Source organism: Arthrobacter sp. OAP107, from assembly GCF_040546765.1.
GTDB lineage: Bacteria > Actinomycetota > Actinomycetes > Actinomycetales > Micrococcaceae > Arthrobacter.
Genome location: NZ_JBEPOK010000001.1, coordinates 3,947,682 through 3,962,983 on the forward strand (window position 1 = coordinate 3,947,682; position 15,302 = coordinate 3,962,983).

Genomic DNA, 15,302 nt, shown 5'->3' on the forward strand with positions numbered 1-15,302 from the left:
GGCAAGTTGCCGGCTCACGGAAACGGTGGCCGGCGGCGGCCGGCGGGCGTATGATCCGGGCATGGAGCGGCATATAGTCGCGCCCACGACATCCTGCCTGAGCACTGCAACCCGGAGGTGCACTGATGGAAATGCCCAAACCGACCGAGGCTGACAAGGAACACTTCCGGGCGGTGGTGCCTGACCATCCCGGGGTGGTTATCAAGCCGATGTTCGGGAACCTGGGAGCGTTCGTCAACGGCAACATGTTCGCCGGGCTGTTCGGGCCGACCATCGGCATCAAGCTCTCCGACCAGGACCGGGAGGTGCTGGAATCCTCGGAGCGGACTGTCCCCTTTGGGCCGCCGGAACGTCCGATGGGCGGATACACCGGGCTGCCGGAGATCTGGAACGAAGAGGGCGACGGCGATGACGCGCGGGCCCGGGCCTGGACGGAGAAGGCGTTCGCGTACGTCGCCAGCCTGCCGCCGAAGGCCGCGAAGGAACCCAAGCCCAAGGCCGCCAAGAAGTAGCCATGCCCTCCCCTGCCGGCACCGCGCATGAAATCGACACCCTGGTCATCGGGGCCGGGCAGGCGGGCCTGGCCACGAGCTACTGGCTGAGCCGGGCCGGCGTCGAACACCTGCTGCTGGAACAGCGCCCCCAGCTGGGCGGCGCCTGGCAGGACCGCTGGGACTCGTTCTATTTGAATACGCCCAACTTCGCGTTCCTGCTGCCGGGGATGACGTACGACGGGCCGGAGCCGGACGCGTTCCTGCCCCGCGACGAGGTGATCGGGCTCTTCCGCGAGTACGCCCGGCGGATTGCGGCACCGGTGCAGCTGGGGACCGGGGTGACCCGGGTTGCAACGGCGGACGGCGGGTTCGCCGTCGATACGAACCGGGGGCGCTGGCTGGTGCGGAACGTTGTCCTCGCGAACGGGGCCTATCAGGTGCCGCGCGTTCCGGCGTCGGCCGCCAAACTCCCCCGGCACATTACCCAGCTGCACAGCCATGACTACCGCAACCCGACGCAGCTGCCTGACGGCGCGGTGCTGGTGGTGGGGACCGGGCAGTCGGGCGGGCAGATCACCGAGGACCTGCTCGCCGCCGGCCGGGAGGTGCACTTGTCTGTGTCGGCCTGCCCCGAGGCGCCGCGGCGCTACCGCGGGCAGGACACGTTCTACTGGCTCCTCGAGGTCAACCTGCACGGGCCCGATTACGGCATCAACGGCCTCCAGGCGGCGCAGCTTCCGTCGCCCGCCGCGCGGTTCATGTGCAATCCGCTGATCTCCGGCAACGACGGCGGGCACGGCATCCGTCTGCGGGACCTCGGCCGCCGCGGCGTCCGGCTGCACGGCCATTATGAGGAAACGGACGACGGCGCCATCACCTTCAGCGACGACCTCGCCGCCCGCATCGCACTCACGGAATCGGCGTTCGGGCAGCGGATGCAGGTGATGCTGGACGCGTACATTTTGGCGGCGGGGGTCCAGGCACCAGATGCTGAACCTGTGCCGGCGGTCGACTGGCAGCCTTCCTCGTCCGGGGCGCGCCTGGACCTCGACGATGAGGGCATCACGTCCGTCATCTGGAGCACCGGCTACGGGCTGGACTTCGGGTTCCTGGACATCCCTGTCCTGAACGAGTGGAACTACCCGCGCCATTCACGCGGCGTCACCGAGGTTCCAGGGCTGTATGCGGTGGGGCTGCCGTGGCTTACGAAGCACGCGTCGTCGACCGTGGCTGCGGTGGGGATGGATGCGGAGTACGTGGCGGGCCATCTCGCGGGACGCTGAACTGCAACGCGGGGTCACTTATCGCCCAATTTCGGGCCTTTATTGGGCGGGAAGTGACCCCGCGTTTCTCTTGTGCACCGCTCATCGGGCGCTCTAAAATTAGAGAACCTATTTTTAGAGTGTGCGGGTGGTTGAGATGGACTGGCAGGGCTGGGCACTGTTCGGGCTGCTCGCCACCACAGCACTGACCGCCGTCATGATCGCCTGCCAGATGGCCGGCTGGACCCGGCTCGACCTGCCGCTTGTCCTGGGCAGCCTGGTCACCCCGGATCCGGACAGGGCGCGGATTGCCGGCTTCTTCATCCATCTCGCCGCCGGGCAGGTCTTCGCCCTCGGCTACGCGGCGGTCTTTGCGCTGCTGGGCCGGGCCACCTGGTGGATCGGCGCCCTGCTGGGACTCCTGCACGTCGCCGTGGCGCTGACCGTCATTCTTCCCTTGCTTCCCGGCATCCATCCCCGGATGGCCAGCACCCGGGCAGGTCCAGCAAGCCGCGCGGCACTTGAACCTCCCGGCCTGCTGGGCCTGAACTACGGAATCCAGACCCCGGCGGTGGCCGTCGCGGCCCATCTGGTCTACGGCTCGCTACTGGGGCTGCTCCTCACGGCCGGCTGACCCTCCAGGAAAAGGTGGAGCACCATGGCCAACATAAACTCGCCCGCCCTCGCGGATTACGGGCTGCTGGGTGACACGCGCACGGCCGCGCTGGTTTCGGCCGACGGCGGCATCGACTGGCTCTGCGCACCCACCTTCGACGGCGAACCCGTCTTCGGCGCCCTGCTCGGCGGCCCGGACGCGGGTACGTTCCGCGTGGGCCCCGCGTGGCCTGCCGAACGCCTGGCCCGCCGGTACCGGCCGCACACAGCCTCGCTCGAAACGGTCTGGGCCACCGCCGGCGGCACGCTTAAACTCACCGAAGCGATGGTGGCGGAGGTGTCCGGCCGCCTGCTGCCCACCACTCTCCTCGTCCGGCGGCTGGAGGCCGACGGCGCACCGGCGGAAGCCGCCGTCGTTTTTGACCCGCGCTTCGGCGAGCGCCACCTCCGCCCCCGCGTCCGGCAGGACCGTCACCTGGTCTGCGAATGGGGCGCGCTGGCCATGTCGCTCGGCTGCACCGGCGGGCTGCGGGTGGAGCCGGGTACGACGACGGCCATCACCGTTCAGCCCGGACGTCCCGTTGTGATGGTGCTCGCCCTGGCATCCACGGAGCCGCTGGTCTGGGTCGATCCCGAAACCGCGTGGGACCTGGTGGCGGACGACGAAGCCCGCTGGCGGGAGTGGTCGCTGGGCATCAGCGAGGACGTCCCGTACCGGGAAGCTGTGCTGCGGAGCCTGCTGACACTGAAGCTGCTGACCTACTCCCCCTCGGGTGCGCCCGTCGCGGCCCCCACCACGTCCCTGCCGGAGGATCCGGGCGGCATCCGCAACTGGGACTACAGGTACGCGTGGCCGCGGGACGCCAGCATCGGCATCGCCGCGTTCCTTGCCCTCGGCAAAGACGGCGAGGCGCTGAACTTCCTGAACTGGCTCCTGCACGCGAGCAGGCTGCAGCGGCCCACGCTGCCGGCCCTGCTGACCCTGACCGGCGGCCATGTCCCCCGTGAGCGCACCCTGGAGGGCTGGCCAGGCTACGCGGGCAGCGCTCCCGTGCGAACGGGCAACGGCGCCGCGCACCAGCATCAGCTCGACGGCTACGGCTGGGTCCTGGACGCCGCATGGAACCTAGTCCGGCAGGGGCACCGGCTCAATTCGGAGACGTGGCGGGCGATGCGCGGGTTCACGGATCTCGTGGCCCGGCGTTGGGCGGAGCCGGACGCCGGCATCTGGGAAATCCGTGCTGACGCCGCACACCATGTACATTCCAAGATCATGGCCTGGCTCGCGTTGGACCGGGCCTTGCGCATCGCCGAGAGCCACCGGATCAGCGCCCGGCGCCGACGCCGGTGGGAGACGGCGCGAAGCGAGCTCGCGGCCGACATCGGCTCCAAGGGGTTCGATACCGCCCGGAACACGTACACCCGCTCGTACGGGTCCGGCGATCTCGATTCGGCGCTGCTGATACTGCCGGTGACCGGTTTCGAGGATGGCTCGGAGCGGCTGCGCGGCACGGTGGATGCTGTGTGGCAGGAACTGTCGGCCGGCTACCCGTTCCTGTACCGCTATCCTCCGGGGCAGGACGGGCTGCCCGGAGACGAGGGGGCCTTCCTGCCGTGCTCCTTCTGGCTGGCCCAGGCCCTCGCCTTCACGGGACGGGCAGCAGAGGCCACGGAAATGTTCGAGGCGCTCCTTGGAATCGCCGGCCCGCTTGGTCTGTTCAGCGAGGAGATCGATTCCGCCACCGGCGCCCTGCTCGGAAACTACCCACAGGCCATGACGCACGCAGCACTGGTCCAGGCAGCTTTGGCTCTTCGGGATGCTGCGCGGGACGTGACAGCTGTGCCGAAGAACAGGCGCGTGAAGGAAGCCTGACTCGCCGGTAGCTGTACGTGGCGGTGCCGCCTGCCCGGTTACCCGGCAAAGCCCGGGATGGGGGACCCTGCTGGGGTAGCGCCCTCTCAATTCCTAGGAAAATCCCAACCTCCGCGCAGCAGGCTTCTGGTGGGGGCACAATTACACAGTTGCACCATGCGCCCCCAAACAGGACATTTTGCCAACAGGGGGACAACATGAGTGCAAAGAGACAGGACCAAAAAACGCGATCGAAAGTCCGGCTGGCACGGCGCCGTCGGACTGTGGCGATACTCGGCCTGGGCGCGGTGCTGGCGTCAGGCCTGATCGCCCTCCCGCCAGCCGTGGCATCGCTGCCGGCAGGAGGCCCCGGACTGGCGCAGTCCGCAGTCGCAGGCATGGTGCCCGCGGCCCTGCCTGCCGGTTCCGGAGGCGTGGGCCCGATTGACCCGGCCAACGGCTACCCGTACTGGTACGCGGACGGAGGAGATGCAGAAAAAGGCCTGGAACCCGTCCGGCTGGAACTGTGCCTTGATGCGCAGGGCTGCCCCGTTGTCGGCGTCAACTACGATCCGTCGCAGCCGCTGTCCATCCCCGGAAACTTTCCTGAGGAATCCTTCTGGTGGTCGGGAGAAACATCGCTGACCCTGCCCGGCGGGGCCGATGCGCGGCTGATCATGGCGCAGGAAGCGGCTTTTTCCGGACTCGGGGACGTTGTGCAAGGACAGCAGAACGGGTTTGCCCGGTTGCGGATCCGGCTCGACGACGGCGTGCCCGGCCAGCGCTACACCTTCACCCACCCCTACGGGGTGGACGTCCTGACCGCAGATGACCGAGGCAGGGTCCGCTACACCGAAGACATCGGCTGCATGCAGCAGCCGTGCAGCTGGGACGAGCCATCGAAGGGACGCTTGGGGCCCTTCCTGCGCTGGGACCCGGCCGTGGCCCCGGCAGCGCCGGAAGGCTTCATTGGTGATCCCAACGTGCAGCACAAGGTGGTCGGCAGCCCGCACAACACGGACTACTTCGAGGTCGCTGGCCCGGCGGGCGGGGCCGGCACCCCCGAGAGTGCCCGGACGGACCTATTCGCCGTGCAGGGCAAGATCGCCACGCTGAAAGCGGGGGTGGACAAGCCCGGTGGCCTTTACAATTCCCGCCAGACCGTCAGGATCCAGGCCTCCCTGCCGGACAAGGCGAAGATCATTTACACCACGGACGGCACCGATCCGGGCTTCAATGAAGACGGCTCCGTCAACGGCACGGTGTTCGTTCCAGAGGCGGATGACATGTCTGCAGCCGCAACCGTGGAGATGGCCACTCCCGGCGTGACAACCCTGAAGTACATGGCTGTCGACCTGGAGGACAACGGGAAGACCACCGCCGTCTACACCGAAGAATACGAACTCGACGCCACGCGGCCCTGGCTCGAGGCCAGTCCGGACACGGCAGCAGGTCCCCTGGCGGGGCCGCAGGCCGTGACCTTCACGGGGACCACGAACGACCCCTCCGTCGCACCGGACATCTACTACACCACCGACGGTTCGGCCCCGGGCCTGACCGAGGAAGGGGAACCGGCCGGCTCCACCCGTGAGTACACAGGGCCGGTCCTTCTCGGCCTGTCCACCACCATCCGGGCTGTCGCCGTCGACCCGGCCACCGGCACCGCCGGGGAGGTCCGCTCCTTCCCGTTCAAGGTCCGTAATCTCTCCGAAGTCGGTCCGGCGGGCGAGCACGGTTTCCCGCTGTGGCTGAAGGACAACGGCTGGGAGGGACAGGAGCCCGTCCAGCTGGACCTGTGCCTGGATGACCCGCTCTGCCCGGTGGTCGATGTCCTGCCCGACCCGGCGCAGCCGGCCTCCTTCCCGGACAACTTTCCGGGAGAGGCTTTCTGGTTCGCCTCAGACGCATCAATCACTGTCGGCGGCGAGGACATCCGGCTGACGCTGGGCTCGGAGGCAGCGTTCGGGGCGGATGCCGTCCAGGACAACGCCCAGGTCGCTTTCGGCCGGGTCCGGGTCCGCGGCGACGCCGTTTTCGAGCCGGGCGCCACCTACCGGTTCACGCACCCCTACGGAGTCCTGGATCTGACCGCTAATGCCGACGGCAACATCAACTACACCGAAGACCTGGGCGCACTGAACGCCACCGGCGACTTCTCCGCGCTGCTGGAGGCGAGGATCGGGCCGTTCCTGCGCTGGACCGAGGGGGCACCCGAAGGCTACCTCGGCGACGGCTCCACCCCGCACGCCGTAACCGGTAGCCCGTATGGCACGAATGTCTTCAAAGTTGAGAAGATCACGGCGGCCGACGGCGAGGAACTGGCGGACGCGGAGGTCCTTGGCGAGACGGACCAGTTCGTGGTCCAGGGCCGCATGACGGGTGCGACCGCACCGGAGCCCACACCCACGGCAACCACCGCAGGCGGCGTCTTCGCCACCGACCAGCTCGTCACGCTGCAGGCCACTCCGGAGAATGCACAGATCTTCTTCACTACCGATGGGACGGACCCGACGACGGCCAGCACGCCGTACACGGAACCGATTCCCATCAGCACCGAGGGCACCACGACGCTGAAGTTCATCGCCGTGGCCTTCGGAATCACCTCTGCAGTGGTGACGGAAACGTTCACCGTGGACAAGACAGCACCGGCCCTCAGCGCCAATGTCGAGGGGAGCCAGGTCCCGGCAGGCACTCCCGTGACACTGTCAGCCAATGAGGACGCGTCCATCTTCTTCACCCTGGACGGCAGCGAGCCCACAAAGGACAGCACCCGGTACTCGGCGCCGGTAACGCTCACCGGGGGCCAGACCCTGCGGGCCCTTGCGGTCGATGCGGCCGGAAATGCCAGCAGCATCGGCAGCTGGACGGCGGCTGCTGGAACGGGTGGGGAAACCCCAGTTGATCCGCCCACTGACGTACCTGTAGATCCGCCGACCGAGGCACCCGTGACGAAGGACTCCGCGGGCCATGATTTCAATGGCGACTCCAGGGCGGACCTCGTCTCGACGGATACGTCCGGCAAGCTGTGGCTGTACCCCGGCAACGGAAACGGCGGCTTTGCTCCCAAGAAGCAGGCCGGCGCGGGCTGGAACAGCATGACCAGCGTGGTCAGCCCCGGCGACACCAACGGTGACGGCAAGTCTGATCTGGTGGCCCGCGATGCGGCCGGCAAGCTGTGGCTCTACCCCGGCACAGGCAGCGGCCGGTTCGAAGCGAAAAAGCCGATCAGCGGGGGCTGGAACATCATGACCAGCGTCGTTGCGCCCGGTGACTTCAATGGTGACCGCAAGCCCGACCTGGTGGCCCGCGACAAGGCCGGAGCCCTCTGGCTCTACGCCGGTGACGGCCGCGGCAAGTACGCCCCTAAGAAGACGATCGGCTCGGGCTGGAACGGCATGACAATTGTGGGCGTCGGCGATATCACCAGCGACGGCAAGTCTGATCTGGTCGCCCGTGACCAGGCCGGTACCCTGTGGCTCTACGCCGGCAAGGGCAACGGCTTTGTGTCGGCTAAGACGAAGATCGGCTCGGGCTGGAGCGGCATGTCCCTGCTGATCGGGCCTGGCGATTTCAGCGGAGACCGCAAAAACGACCTGATGGCCCGCGACAAGGCCGGCAACTTGTGGCTCTACGCGGGCAAGGGCGACGGCTATGTGTCGGCTAAGAAGAAGATCGGCTGGGGCTGGAATGCGATGAAGAACATTCTCTGATCCGTTCCCGGACACGCCGCACCAGCTGCAGAGCATCATCACCAACGTTGCCCCCGCCGGCCTTCCAGTGGGGGCAACTGTTTGTTTCGGGAAGTCCCAGCATTGTTACTTTCCGGCCCGGACTCCATAGGGCATCATGGCTGTTGTGCCCAGTGAGCCCGCGTCCGACAGTCAGCCCGTTGACGGCGCGGCTGCGCCCTTGGATGGCAAATCTCCGGAACCGCGGCGCGGCCGTCCGGCCGGCACATTCGAGGGCGGCCATCCGCTTCACACCGGCAGACGCTACCCGTTCCGGACCCAAATGGCGGTCGCCTACGTGGTGCTGGCCATGACGTGCGCCCGCATCACGTCCACCATGGTGATTAGCCCTGACCCTGACCGGGCCATCACGCTGGGGATAACGATCGTCGTCGTCGCACCGCTGGCCTCCATGGCCGTCATGGTGCTCCTTGGATTGCCGCTGAGGCTGGTGCCGAAGCTGCGGCGGTGGTGGATCGCCAACGGGGAAATATCCGTGGCGGGAATCATCATGGGATGCCTGGCCATAGCTGCTGCATACGTCCGTGGCCACCAGCAGGAAGGCACGGCCGAAGGAAGACACTATTCGGCATGGATTCCCGATTACCCAATGCTGTTTGCCGGGTGGTTAGTGATGGCGTTCTTCCTGACGCACGTTTGGTTTCCGCCCCGCTGGCGGCGCACCTCCACTCGAGGCTAGGCATACCGGACAGAACCTACAATCGGGTGGTAAAAAAACTGGGCTTTGCCTGCCGGGGTGGACCAGTCCCCCTATTTTGGTGGCCGACTGCGGGCCCGCTTCGAGGGTTTCCCATACTTTTCCCAAGGTTCGAGCGGAGAGTTGTGTCTGTCCGCAAGTTGATCTGACACCGACGTTCGCGGGACAGGTAGCTGGCTGGCCGTGCTCAGTGGTACGGCCCGCCCAACTCCTTTCCGCGAGCACATTCGGCCCGGAACGCACTGGTCTCGGCGTTTCGGACAGTCGGCCACCGTCCCGCCGGTGGCGCGCCGCCATTGCAGCACCGGCATGTGCCGGTATTTTCAACACGAGGAGACCAATGAAGCACCGGACACCGAGGCTGCCATCATCCGCCGGACCAGTGTTTTACGACCCGAGCGGCCGGCGCTGGCGCCGCATTTTGAACAGTTCCCTGACCCTGGTGCTCGTGGCTACCCTTTCCATGGTGTGGATTCTGCCCGGCGCCACGGCTCCGCTGTGGAAGGCCGAGATAAACCAGTCAGCGGATTATCCGCGCCAGCTTCTGGCTTCCGGCGACGACGAGGACATCCCCTGGCTCGGGCAGGACACTGGTTTCGCCTTTGACCGGATGGCGGTGGTCGAACGCAAGGGGGGCAAGGTTTTCCTGAAGGACCCGTTCAGCACCACAGTGTTCAGGCAGGTGACCGACCCGGATGAACTGGACCTGATCGGGAACCGCCCCTACGTCCTGGACTCCTACGGGGAACCTGCGGACCACACGCTAATGCTGACCTTCGACGACGGCCCTGACCCCACGTACACACCGGAAGTTTTGGACCTGCTCTCACGCGAACACGTCCCAGCCACGTTCTTCACACTTGGCGATAACATCGTCAAGAACCCCGATGTCTTTAAGCGGATCATCCGGGAGGGGCACATGGTGGGCAACCACACCATGTCGCACATCAATTTCTGGGACCATGACAATTCCTTCAACCGCGAACAGATCATCGGCACGGACCGGGTCATGCGCGCAACGGACGGGTACGGTTCGAGGCTGTTCCGCATTCCCACCGGCGACCCGGAGAACAATGCCCTGGCCCTGCTGCAGGCCCAGCAACTGGGCTACCTCCACATCAACATGGACCTGGACACCAGGGACTGGGACCACGCTCCGGGCGAGGCGATCGCACCTCCCAGCCTGGACGGCAAGGGCCACATCGTCCTGGTACATGACGGCGGCGGGAACCGCTCGGCCACCATTCAGATGCTGAAGGCCTTCATTCCCAAGGCCAAGGCACTGGGCTACAAATTCACCACCGTCCAGCCGCTGCTGCCCAAGGAATACGTTCCTGAACACAGCGTCGGCGCCACCGTCGATGATCACCTGACCCTGGCCACCTACACCTCAACCCTGGTCACGCCCAACGTCCTGATCGGCTGGCTGTTCTGGTTCGGCGTCGGATCCCTGACCCTGCTCACCTTCCTGTACGTGGTCCTCGCCCTAATCAGCAACCGCCGCATGAAAAAACGCTCCTGGAACACTGTCCCGGACACCGACTGGCCCTTCGTCAGTGTGGTCCTGCCCGTCTACAACGAAGAACCCGTGGTCGCCAAGACCCTGGACGCCCTCAGAGCCAGCGACTACACCAACTTCGAAGTCGTCGCCGTCAACGACGGCTCCACCGACGGCACCGCCGCCGTCCTGAACGAGTACGCAAAAGAATGGCCACAACTGCGGGTCATCCACCAGGTCAACGGAGGCAAATCCGTGGCCAGCAACAACGGCATCGACAACTCCCGCGGCGACGTCGTCGTCACCCTTGACGGGGACACCCTGTTCGAACCCCAGACCATCAAAGCCTTCGCCCGGCACTTCCTCGCACCCGCCCACGGCAAGGAAGTCGGCGCTGTTGCCGGCCACGTCAAAGTCGGCAACCGCCGCAACATCCTTACCGCCTGGCAAAGCCTGGAATACCTCTCCGGCATCTGCGTCACCCGCATGGCCGAAGGCCTCATGGGCGCCATCTCCATCTGCCCCGGCGCCTGCGCCGCCTGGCGCCGGGAGGCGCTCGTCCAGGCCGGAGGTTACTCCCACGACACCCTCGCCGAAGACGCCGACCTCACCCTCTCCCTGCAGCGCCTCGGCTACAGCATCGTCCAGGAAAACGAAGCCGTCGCCTGGACCGAAGCACCCATGACCGTCAAAGGCCTCTTCAAACAACGCCTCCGCTGGACCTACGGCAACATCCAGACCCTCTACAAACACCGCGGCATGCTCCTGAACCCCCGCTACGGCGCCCTGGGCCTGCTCACCATGCCCTACGCCCTCCTCTCGGTCCTGGTACCACTGGTCTTCATGCCCATGACCCTCATCGTCGCCGCGGTCAGCCTGTCCAAGGGCGAATGGCAAGCCATCGCCGTCTTCGCAATCTTCGTCGCCGCAACCCACATGATCATCTCCCTCGTCGCCGTCATCATGGTCCACGAAGACCCGCGCCACCTCCTCATCGTCCCCATCTACCGACTCATCTACGAACCCCTCCGCGCCTACGTACTCGTCGGCTCCCTCGTCCAGGCCCTCCGCGGACACGCCGTGGGCTGGTACAAACCAGAACGAACCAACACCGTCACCGCCCCAGCCGCCACAAACACGACCCCACAAGAAACAGAACCCACGCCGCAATCCCATGTGGTGGTCCAGTGAGGCTGTGGCAACCTTCATGACAGCAACACCAGTTCTATCCCCGCGTCCCACTTGCCAAGGTGGGTGAACTCCGAAGACGAAGCTGCGGGCTTGGCTTCGGGCAGGAGGGGCGGCCTCGACGCATTACCCCATGATGTGTCGATGCTCCTCCGGGACGGGCCGGCGACGGAGTGCCTTCGACATTAGGCACTCCCCCAGACCGTCGTCGGCCCGTTCCCTATGTCCAGGATTCGGTACACCCGCCGTCAAAAGTTCGCCCCGCAGGCGCATTCCTGTTCTTGTGCCTCGTGTCATCGGCACTTCCGAGGCCAGGCGGGTGGCGCAAACCAGAGCGCCGTCAGCCGGAAGACGCCGGAATACGTCCCCGGCGGGACGGCGTGGGGTTCCCGGTCCGGAGTCAGGGCGCGTAAGCCGCCCAATCCGCCACGCGTCCGGTCAGGCAGGGGCAGTACGACGGCGGCCAACGAGCCGCCTGCCCCGCTCACCATGGCGACGGCCAGCAGGGAGGAAAGTCCAGCACCGGCGCTCGACAACTATGCCGGGTTCATCGCACGGCTGGACGCCGGGGCCCGGCAGGCTCACTCCGCGGGGGGATCCCCTGGCCACTGCCCTCGGAGCAGAGCCTGTGCAACCTCACCAACCGGGCCGTGGAGATGGAACTGGTCCCGGCACTGCGCCACACCGGAATCGCGCTTCTCCGCTACAGCCCCCTCAGCGCGGGGCTGCTCGCGAGGCCCTCGACGCCGCAGAATCCGGCCGCCGCGAACCGGTCCATCCACAGCTGGAAAGGCACCGCAATCAGCTCGCCGGGTACGAAAAGTTGTGCCGGGAGCTGGGCGCGGGACCGGCGGAGGTGGCGCTGGCCTGGCTGCTCCGGAACCCGGCAGTCTCCGCCACGCTCGTCGGACCACGCACAGTCGAGGAGCTCCGCGGAGCCCTCGGTGCAGTCTCGGTGCAGCTGGATGCAGGGGGATGGAACGGCTCGACCGGATCTGGCCCGGACCAGGCGAAGCCCCGCAGGCCTATGCCTGATGATCAGGCCCGGCTGTGAAATCGATGCCGTGCCTGGCACGCCGAGCGCCGCTGGTTGAGCCTGTCGAAACCAGGAAAGGTCAGTTCCCCTGCCCCGGACCGGCGGCGAAGACGTCCTTCGCGGCCGTCATGGCCGACATGGCCTTGGGCCAGCCGGCGTAGAAGGCGAGGTGCGTGATGGCCTCGATCATCTCCTGCTCAGTGAGGCCGTTCTTCTTGGCGTAGTCGAGGTGGAAGGTCAGCTGCTCGGTGTTGCCGCCGGCCACCAGCGCCGCGACCGTGATGAGGCTGCGGTCACGCGGGGAGAGCCCGGGGCGTTCCCACACCTGGCCGAACAGGACGTCGTTTGTGTAGCCGACAAGCGCGGGGGCGAAGTCGGCGAGGGGGTTTTCGGGCATGGTGGTTCTTCCTTTCAGCGGGCACCGGGGGTCGACCGGTCATGAGACCCAGTCAACCCGCGCCTGGGACAGCGCGGGAGCCCCGGCCGGTACGGGGTCCGCCGAAGCATGGTACTGACAGGGCCTCCCGCGGAACCGGACGGTGGACGTAGCGTGGTCGGCATGGACAACCGCAGCGAGATCCGTGAGTTCCTCGGCACCCGGCGCGCGAAGCTCACCCCGGAGCAGGCTGGCCTGCCCTCGTTCGGTGGCACGCGGCGCGTCCCGGGGCTGCGTCGTGAAGAGGTCGCGCTGCTGGCCGGCGTCTCGGTGGAGTACTACACCAAACTCGAACGCGGCTTGCCGGGGTCTCCGAAAGCGTGCTCGAGTCGCTCGCCAGGGCGCTCCAGCTTAACGAAGCCGAACGCGAGCACCTCTACAATCTGGCCCGGGCCGCGTCACCTTCGGCGCGGCCGCGGCGCAAGCCCAGCGGGGCTGTGACGCCCAGCGTCCAGAGGCTGCTGGACTCCATGGTCGGCGTGCCCGCGTTCGTCCGCAACGGCCGGCTGGACATCCTGGCGATCAACGGCCTCGGGCGTGCGTTGTACTCCGAGGCGTACAACCAGACCACCGGAACCGTGAACCTCGCACGTTTCGCCTTCCTCGACCACCGCTCACACGTCCTGTACCCCGACTGGGAGAAGGCGGCTGACACCTCGGTCGCGATCCTGCACACCGAGGCGGGCCGTGACCCGTTCAACAAGTCCCTGACCGAACTGATCGGGGAGCTGTCCACCTGCTCGGAGGACTTCCGCACCCGCTGGGCACGGCATGACGTGCGCCTTCACCGGGGAGGCTACAAGGACTTCCGCCACCCCGCCGTCGGAGATCTCCACCTGGCGTTCGACGCCCTGATGCTCCCGAACGCTCCCGGGCTCACCCTCACCGCCTACAGCGCCGACCCCGGCACCCCGTCGGAGGACGGCCTCCGGCTGCTCGCCAGCTGGGCGGCGACAGAATCAACTTCCACAACCAGCAAGGAGAACGCATGAACATCGAACCCACCAACCCCACCGGCAAGAACCCGCCCGAGCAGTTCGTCGGTGACGTGTGGCTGGACCCCATCGCGCTTCCCCACGAAGGCGACCAGCGAATGGTGGTCGCGACCGTGCGGTTCGCCCCCGGCGCCCGCACCGCCTGGCACTCCCACGCCCGCGGCCAGTACCTCCGCGTCACCCAGGGCGTCGCCCGGTTCGGCGGGCGCGACGGCATCATCATCGAGGTCCACCCCGGCCAGACCCTGTACACCCCACCCGGCGAAGAGCACTGGCACGCTGCCGCACCCGGCTGCTTCATGGAGCACATCGCCATGCTGGAGAACGGTGACGACCCGGCCAAGACCACCATCTGGGGCGAGCACATCACCGACGACGAGTACAACGGCACCCGGTCCTGATACCGCCGCCCGGGATCGGCCGACGCGGCAAGCATCACGATCAGAGCACCGACAAACAACGGAGACCGAACAATGCACACACGTACTCTCGGACAGGGCCTGAACGTCTCGGCGGTCGGGCTGGGCTGCATGGGCATTTCGCAAAGCTACGGACCCAACCCCGGCAGCCGTGAGGACATGATCGCCGTAATCCGCTCCGCCTACGACCTCGGGGTGACTTTCTTCGACACTGCCGAGGTGTACGGGCCGTACGTGAACGAGGAACTGGTCGGCGAAGCCTTGGAGCCGATCCGTCACCAGGTACAGGTGGCCACCAAGTTCGGGTGGCGCATCGAGGACGGAAAGAGCGTCGGCCTGGACAGCCGGCCCGAGCAGATCCGGCGCGTCGCCGACGCCTCACTGAAGCGTCTTCGGACCGACGTGATCGACCTGTTCTACCAGCACCGCGTCGACCCCGGCGTTCCCATCGAGGACGTCGCCGGCACCGTCGGTGAGCTGATCGCGGAAGGCAAGGTCCGGCACTTCGGTCTGTCGGAAGCATCTGCAGGGACCATCCGTCGCGCGCACGGGGTCCAGCCGGTGGCGGCGGTCCAGAGCGAGTACTCCCTGTGGACCCGCGATCCCGAGGCGGAGGTGCTTCCGACGCTCGCTGAGCTGGGCATCGGGTTTGTGCCGTTCAGTCCTCTCGGCAAGGGCTTCCTCACCGGCACCGTCAACACGGATACCGCCTTCTCCGCGGGAGACGTCCGCGCCACGATCCCCCGGTTCAGCCAGGAGAACCGCTCCGCAAACGCCGCACTCGTCGAGCACGTCGCCGGCCTCGCCCGCAGCAAGGGCGCCAGCCCCGCGCAGATCGCGTTGGCGTGGCTGCTCACCCAGCAGCCGTGGATCGTGCCCATTCCCGGCACGCGGAGCACCTCCAGGATCGAGGAGAACACCGGCGCCACGTCCGTGGCCCTGTCCGCGGACGAGGTCGCGGACCTCGATGCACTCGCTCAGCGGATTGGCGTGCAGGGCGCCCGCTACAACGACCAGCACCTGGGATACGTCAACCGCTGAGCGGTCCTCTTGCGATCCGC

At 66.9% G+C, this 15,302-nt stretch carries 11 protein-coding genes and 2 pseudogenes; 12 read left to right on the forward strand and 1 reads right to left on the reverse strand.

Translation table 11 applies throughout. The features are described from left to right. Window positions 1–125 precede the first annotated feature (125 nt). The 9 genes and pseudogenes from ABIE00_RS18075 to ABIE00_RS18115 all read left to right on the forward strand — a co-directional run bounded on the left by ABIE00_RS18075 (window position 126) and on the right by ABIE00_RS18115 (window position 12,409). Complete coding sequence (locus tag ABIE00_RS18075; RefSeq protein WP_354262083.1) at window positions 126–512, forward strand: TfoX/Sxy family protein; 387 nt, start codon at window positions 126–128, stop codon at window positions 510–512. Between the two features lie 2 nt (window positions 513–514). Beyond that, window positions 515–1,777 (forward strand): flavin-containing monooxygenase, encoded by a 1,263-nt coding sequence (locus ABIE00_RS18080; protein WP_354262084.1) that lies wholly within the window; start codon window positions 515–517, stop codon window positions 1,775–1,777. 136 nt (window positions 1,778–1,913) lie between these two features. Then, entirely contained in the window at window positions 1,914–2,390 is a 477-nt protein-coding gene (locus ABIE00_RS18085; RefSeq protein ID WP_354263417.1) for a hypothetical protein, read from the forward strand. A gap of 18 nt (window positions 2,391–2,408) precedes the next feature. Continuing rightward, window positions 2,409–2,816, forward strand: a pseudogene (locus ABIE00_RS18090) (trehalase-like domain-containing protein); the annotation flags it as partial. 141 nt (window positions 2,817–2,957) lie between these two features. Further along, window positions 2,958–4,244 (forward strand): glycoside hydrolase family 15 protein, encoded by a 1,287-nt coding sequence (locus ABIE00_RS18095; protein WP_354263419.1) that lies wholly within the window; start codon window positions 2,958–2,960, stop codon window positions 4,242–4,244. A gap of 197 nt (window positions 4,245–4,441) precedes the next feature. Then, window positions 4,442–7,933, forward strand: coding sequence for a chitobiase/beta-hexosaminidase C-terminal domain-containing protein (locus tag ABIE00_RS18100; protein ID WP_354262085.1), 3,492 nt, complete (start codon window positions 4,442–4,444; stop codon window positions 7,931–7,933). Window positions 7,934–8,069: 136 nt separating this feature from the next. Next, complete coding sequence (locus tag ABIE00_RS18105) at window positions 8,070–8,651, forward strand: hypothetical protein (protein WP_354262087.1); 582 nt, start codon at window positions 8,070–8,072, stop codon at window positions 8,649–8,651. A 358-nt stretch (window positions 8,652–9,009) separates the two neighbouring features. Next, on the forward strand, window positions 9,010–11,358 hold the full coding sequence (locus ABIE00_RS18110) for a bifunctional polysaccharide deacetylase/glycosyltransferase family 2 protein (protein ID WP_354262088.1): 2,349 nt from the start codon (window positions 9,010–9,012) through the stop codon (window positions 11,356–11,358). 535 nt (window positions 11,359–11,893) lie between these two features. Then, entirely contained in the window at window positions 11,894–12,409 is a 516-nt protein-coding gene (locus ABIE00_RS18115) for an aldo/keto reductase (protein WP_354262089.1), read from the forward strand. A gap of 61 nt (window positions 12,410–12,470) precedes the next feature. On the opposite strand, the gene ABIE00_RS18120 is transcribed toward ABIE00_RS18115, so the two are convergent. Next, window positions 12,471–12,788 carry a carboxymuconolactone decarboxylase family protein gene (locus ABIE00_RS18120; RefSeq protein WP_354262090.1) on the reverse strand — a complete coding sequence of 106 codons (318 nt, stop codon included), beginning with the start codon at window positions 12,786–12,788 and terminating at the stop codon, window positions 12,471–12,473. Window positions 12,789–12,950: 162 nt separating this feature from the next. Between ABIE00_RS18120 and ABIE00_RS18125 the strand changes: the two are divergent. The 3 genes and pseudogenes from ABIE00_RS18125 to ABIE00_RS18135 all read left to right on the forward strand — a co-directional run bounded on the left by ABIE00_RS18125 (window position 12,951) and on the right by ABIE00_RS18135 (window position 15,282). Continuing rightward, a pseudogene (locus ABIE00_RS18125) lies at window positions 12,951–13,819 on the forward strand (helix-turn-helix domain-containing protein). After that, window positions 13,816–14,223: a (R)-mandelonitrile lyase gene (locus ABIE00_RS18130; RefSeq protein WP_354262091.1), complete on the forward strand. Its 408-nt coding sequence runs from the start codon at window positions 13,816–13,818 to the stop codon at window positions 14,221–14,223. Before ABIE00_RS18125 ends, ABIE00_RS18130 begins: the two are co-directional and overlap by 4 nt. A 72-nt stretch (window positions 14,224–14,295) precedes the next feature. After that, on the forward strand, window positions 14,296–15,282 hold the full coding sequence (locus ABIE00_RS18135; protein ID WP_354262092.1) for an aldo/keto reductase: 987 nt from the start codon (window positions 14,296–14,298) through the stop codon (window positions 15,280–15,282). Window positions 15,283–15,302: the final 20 nt, after the last annotated feature.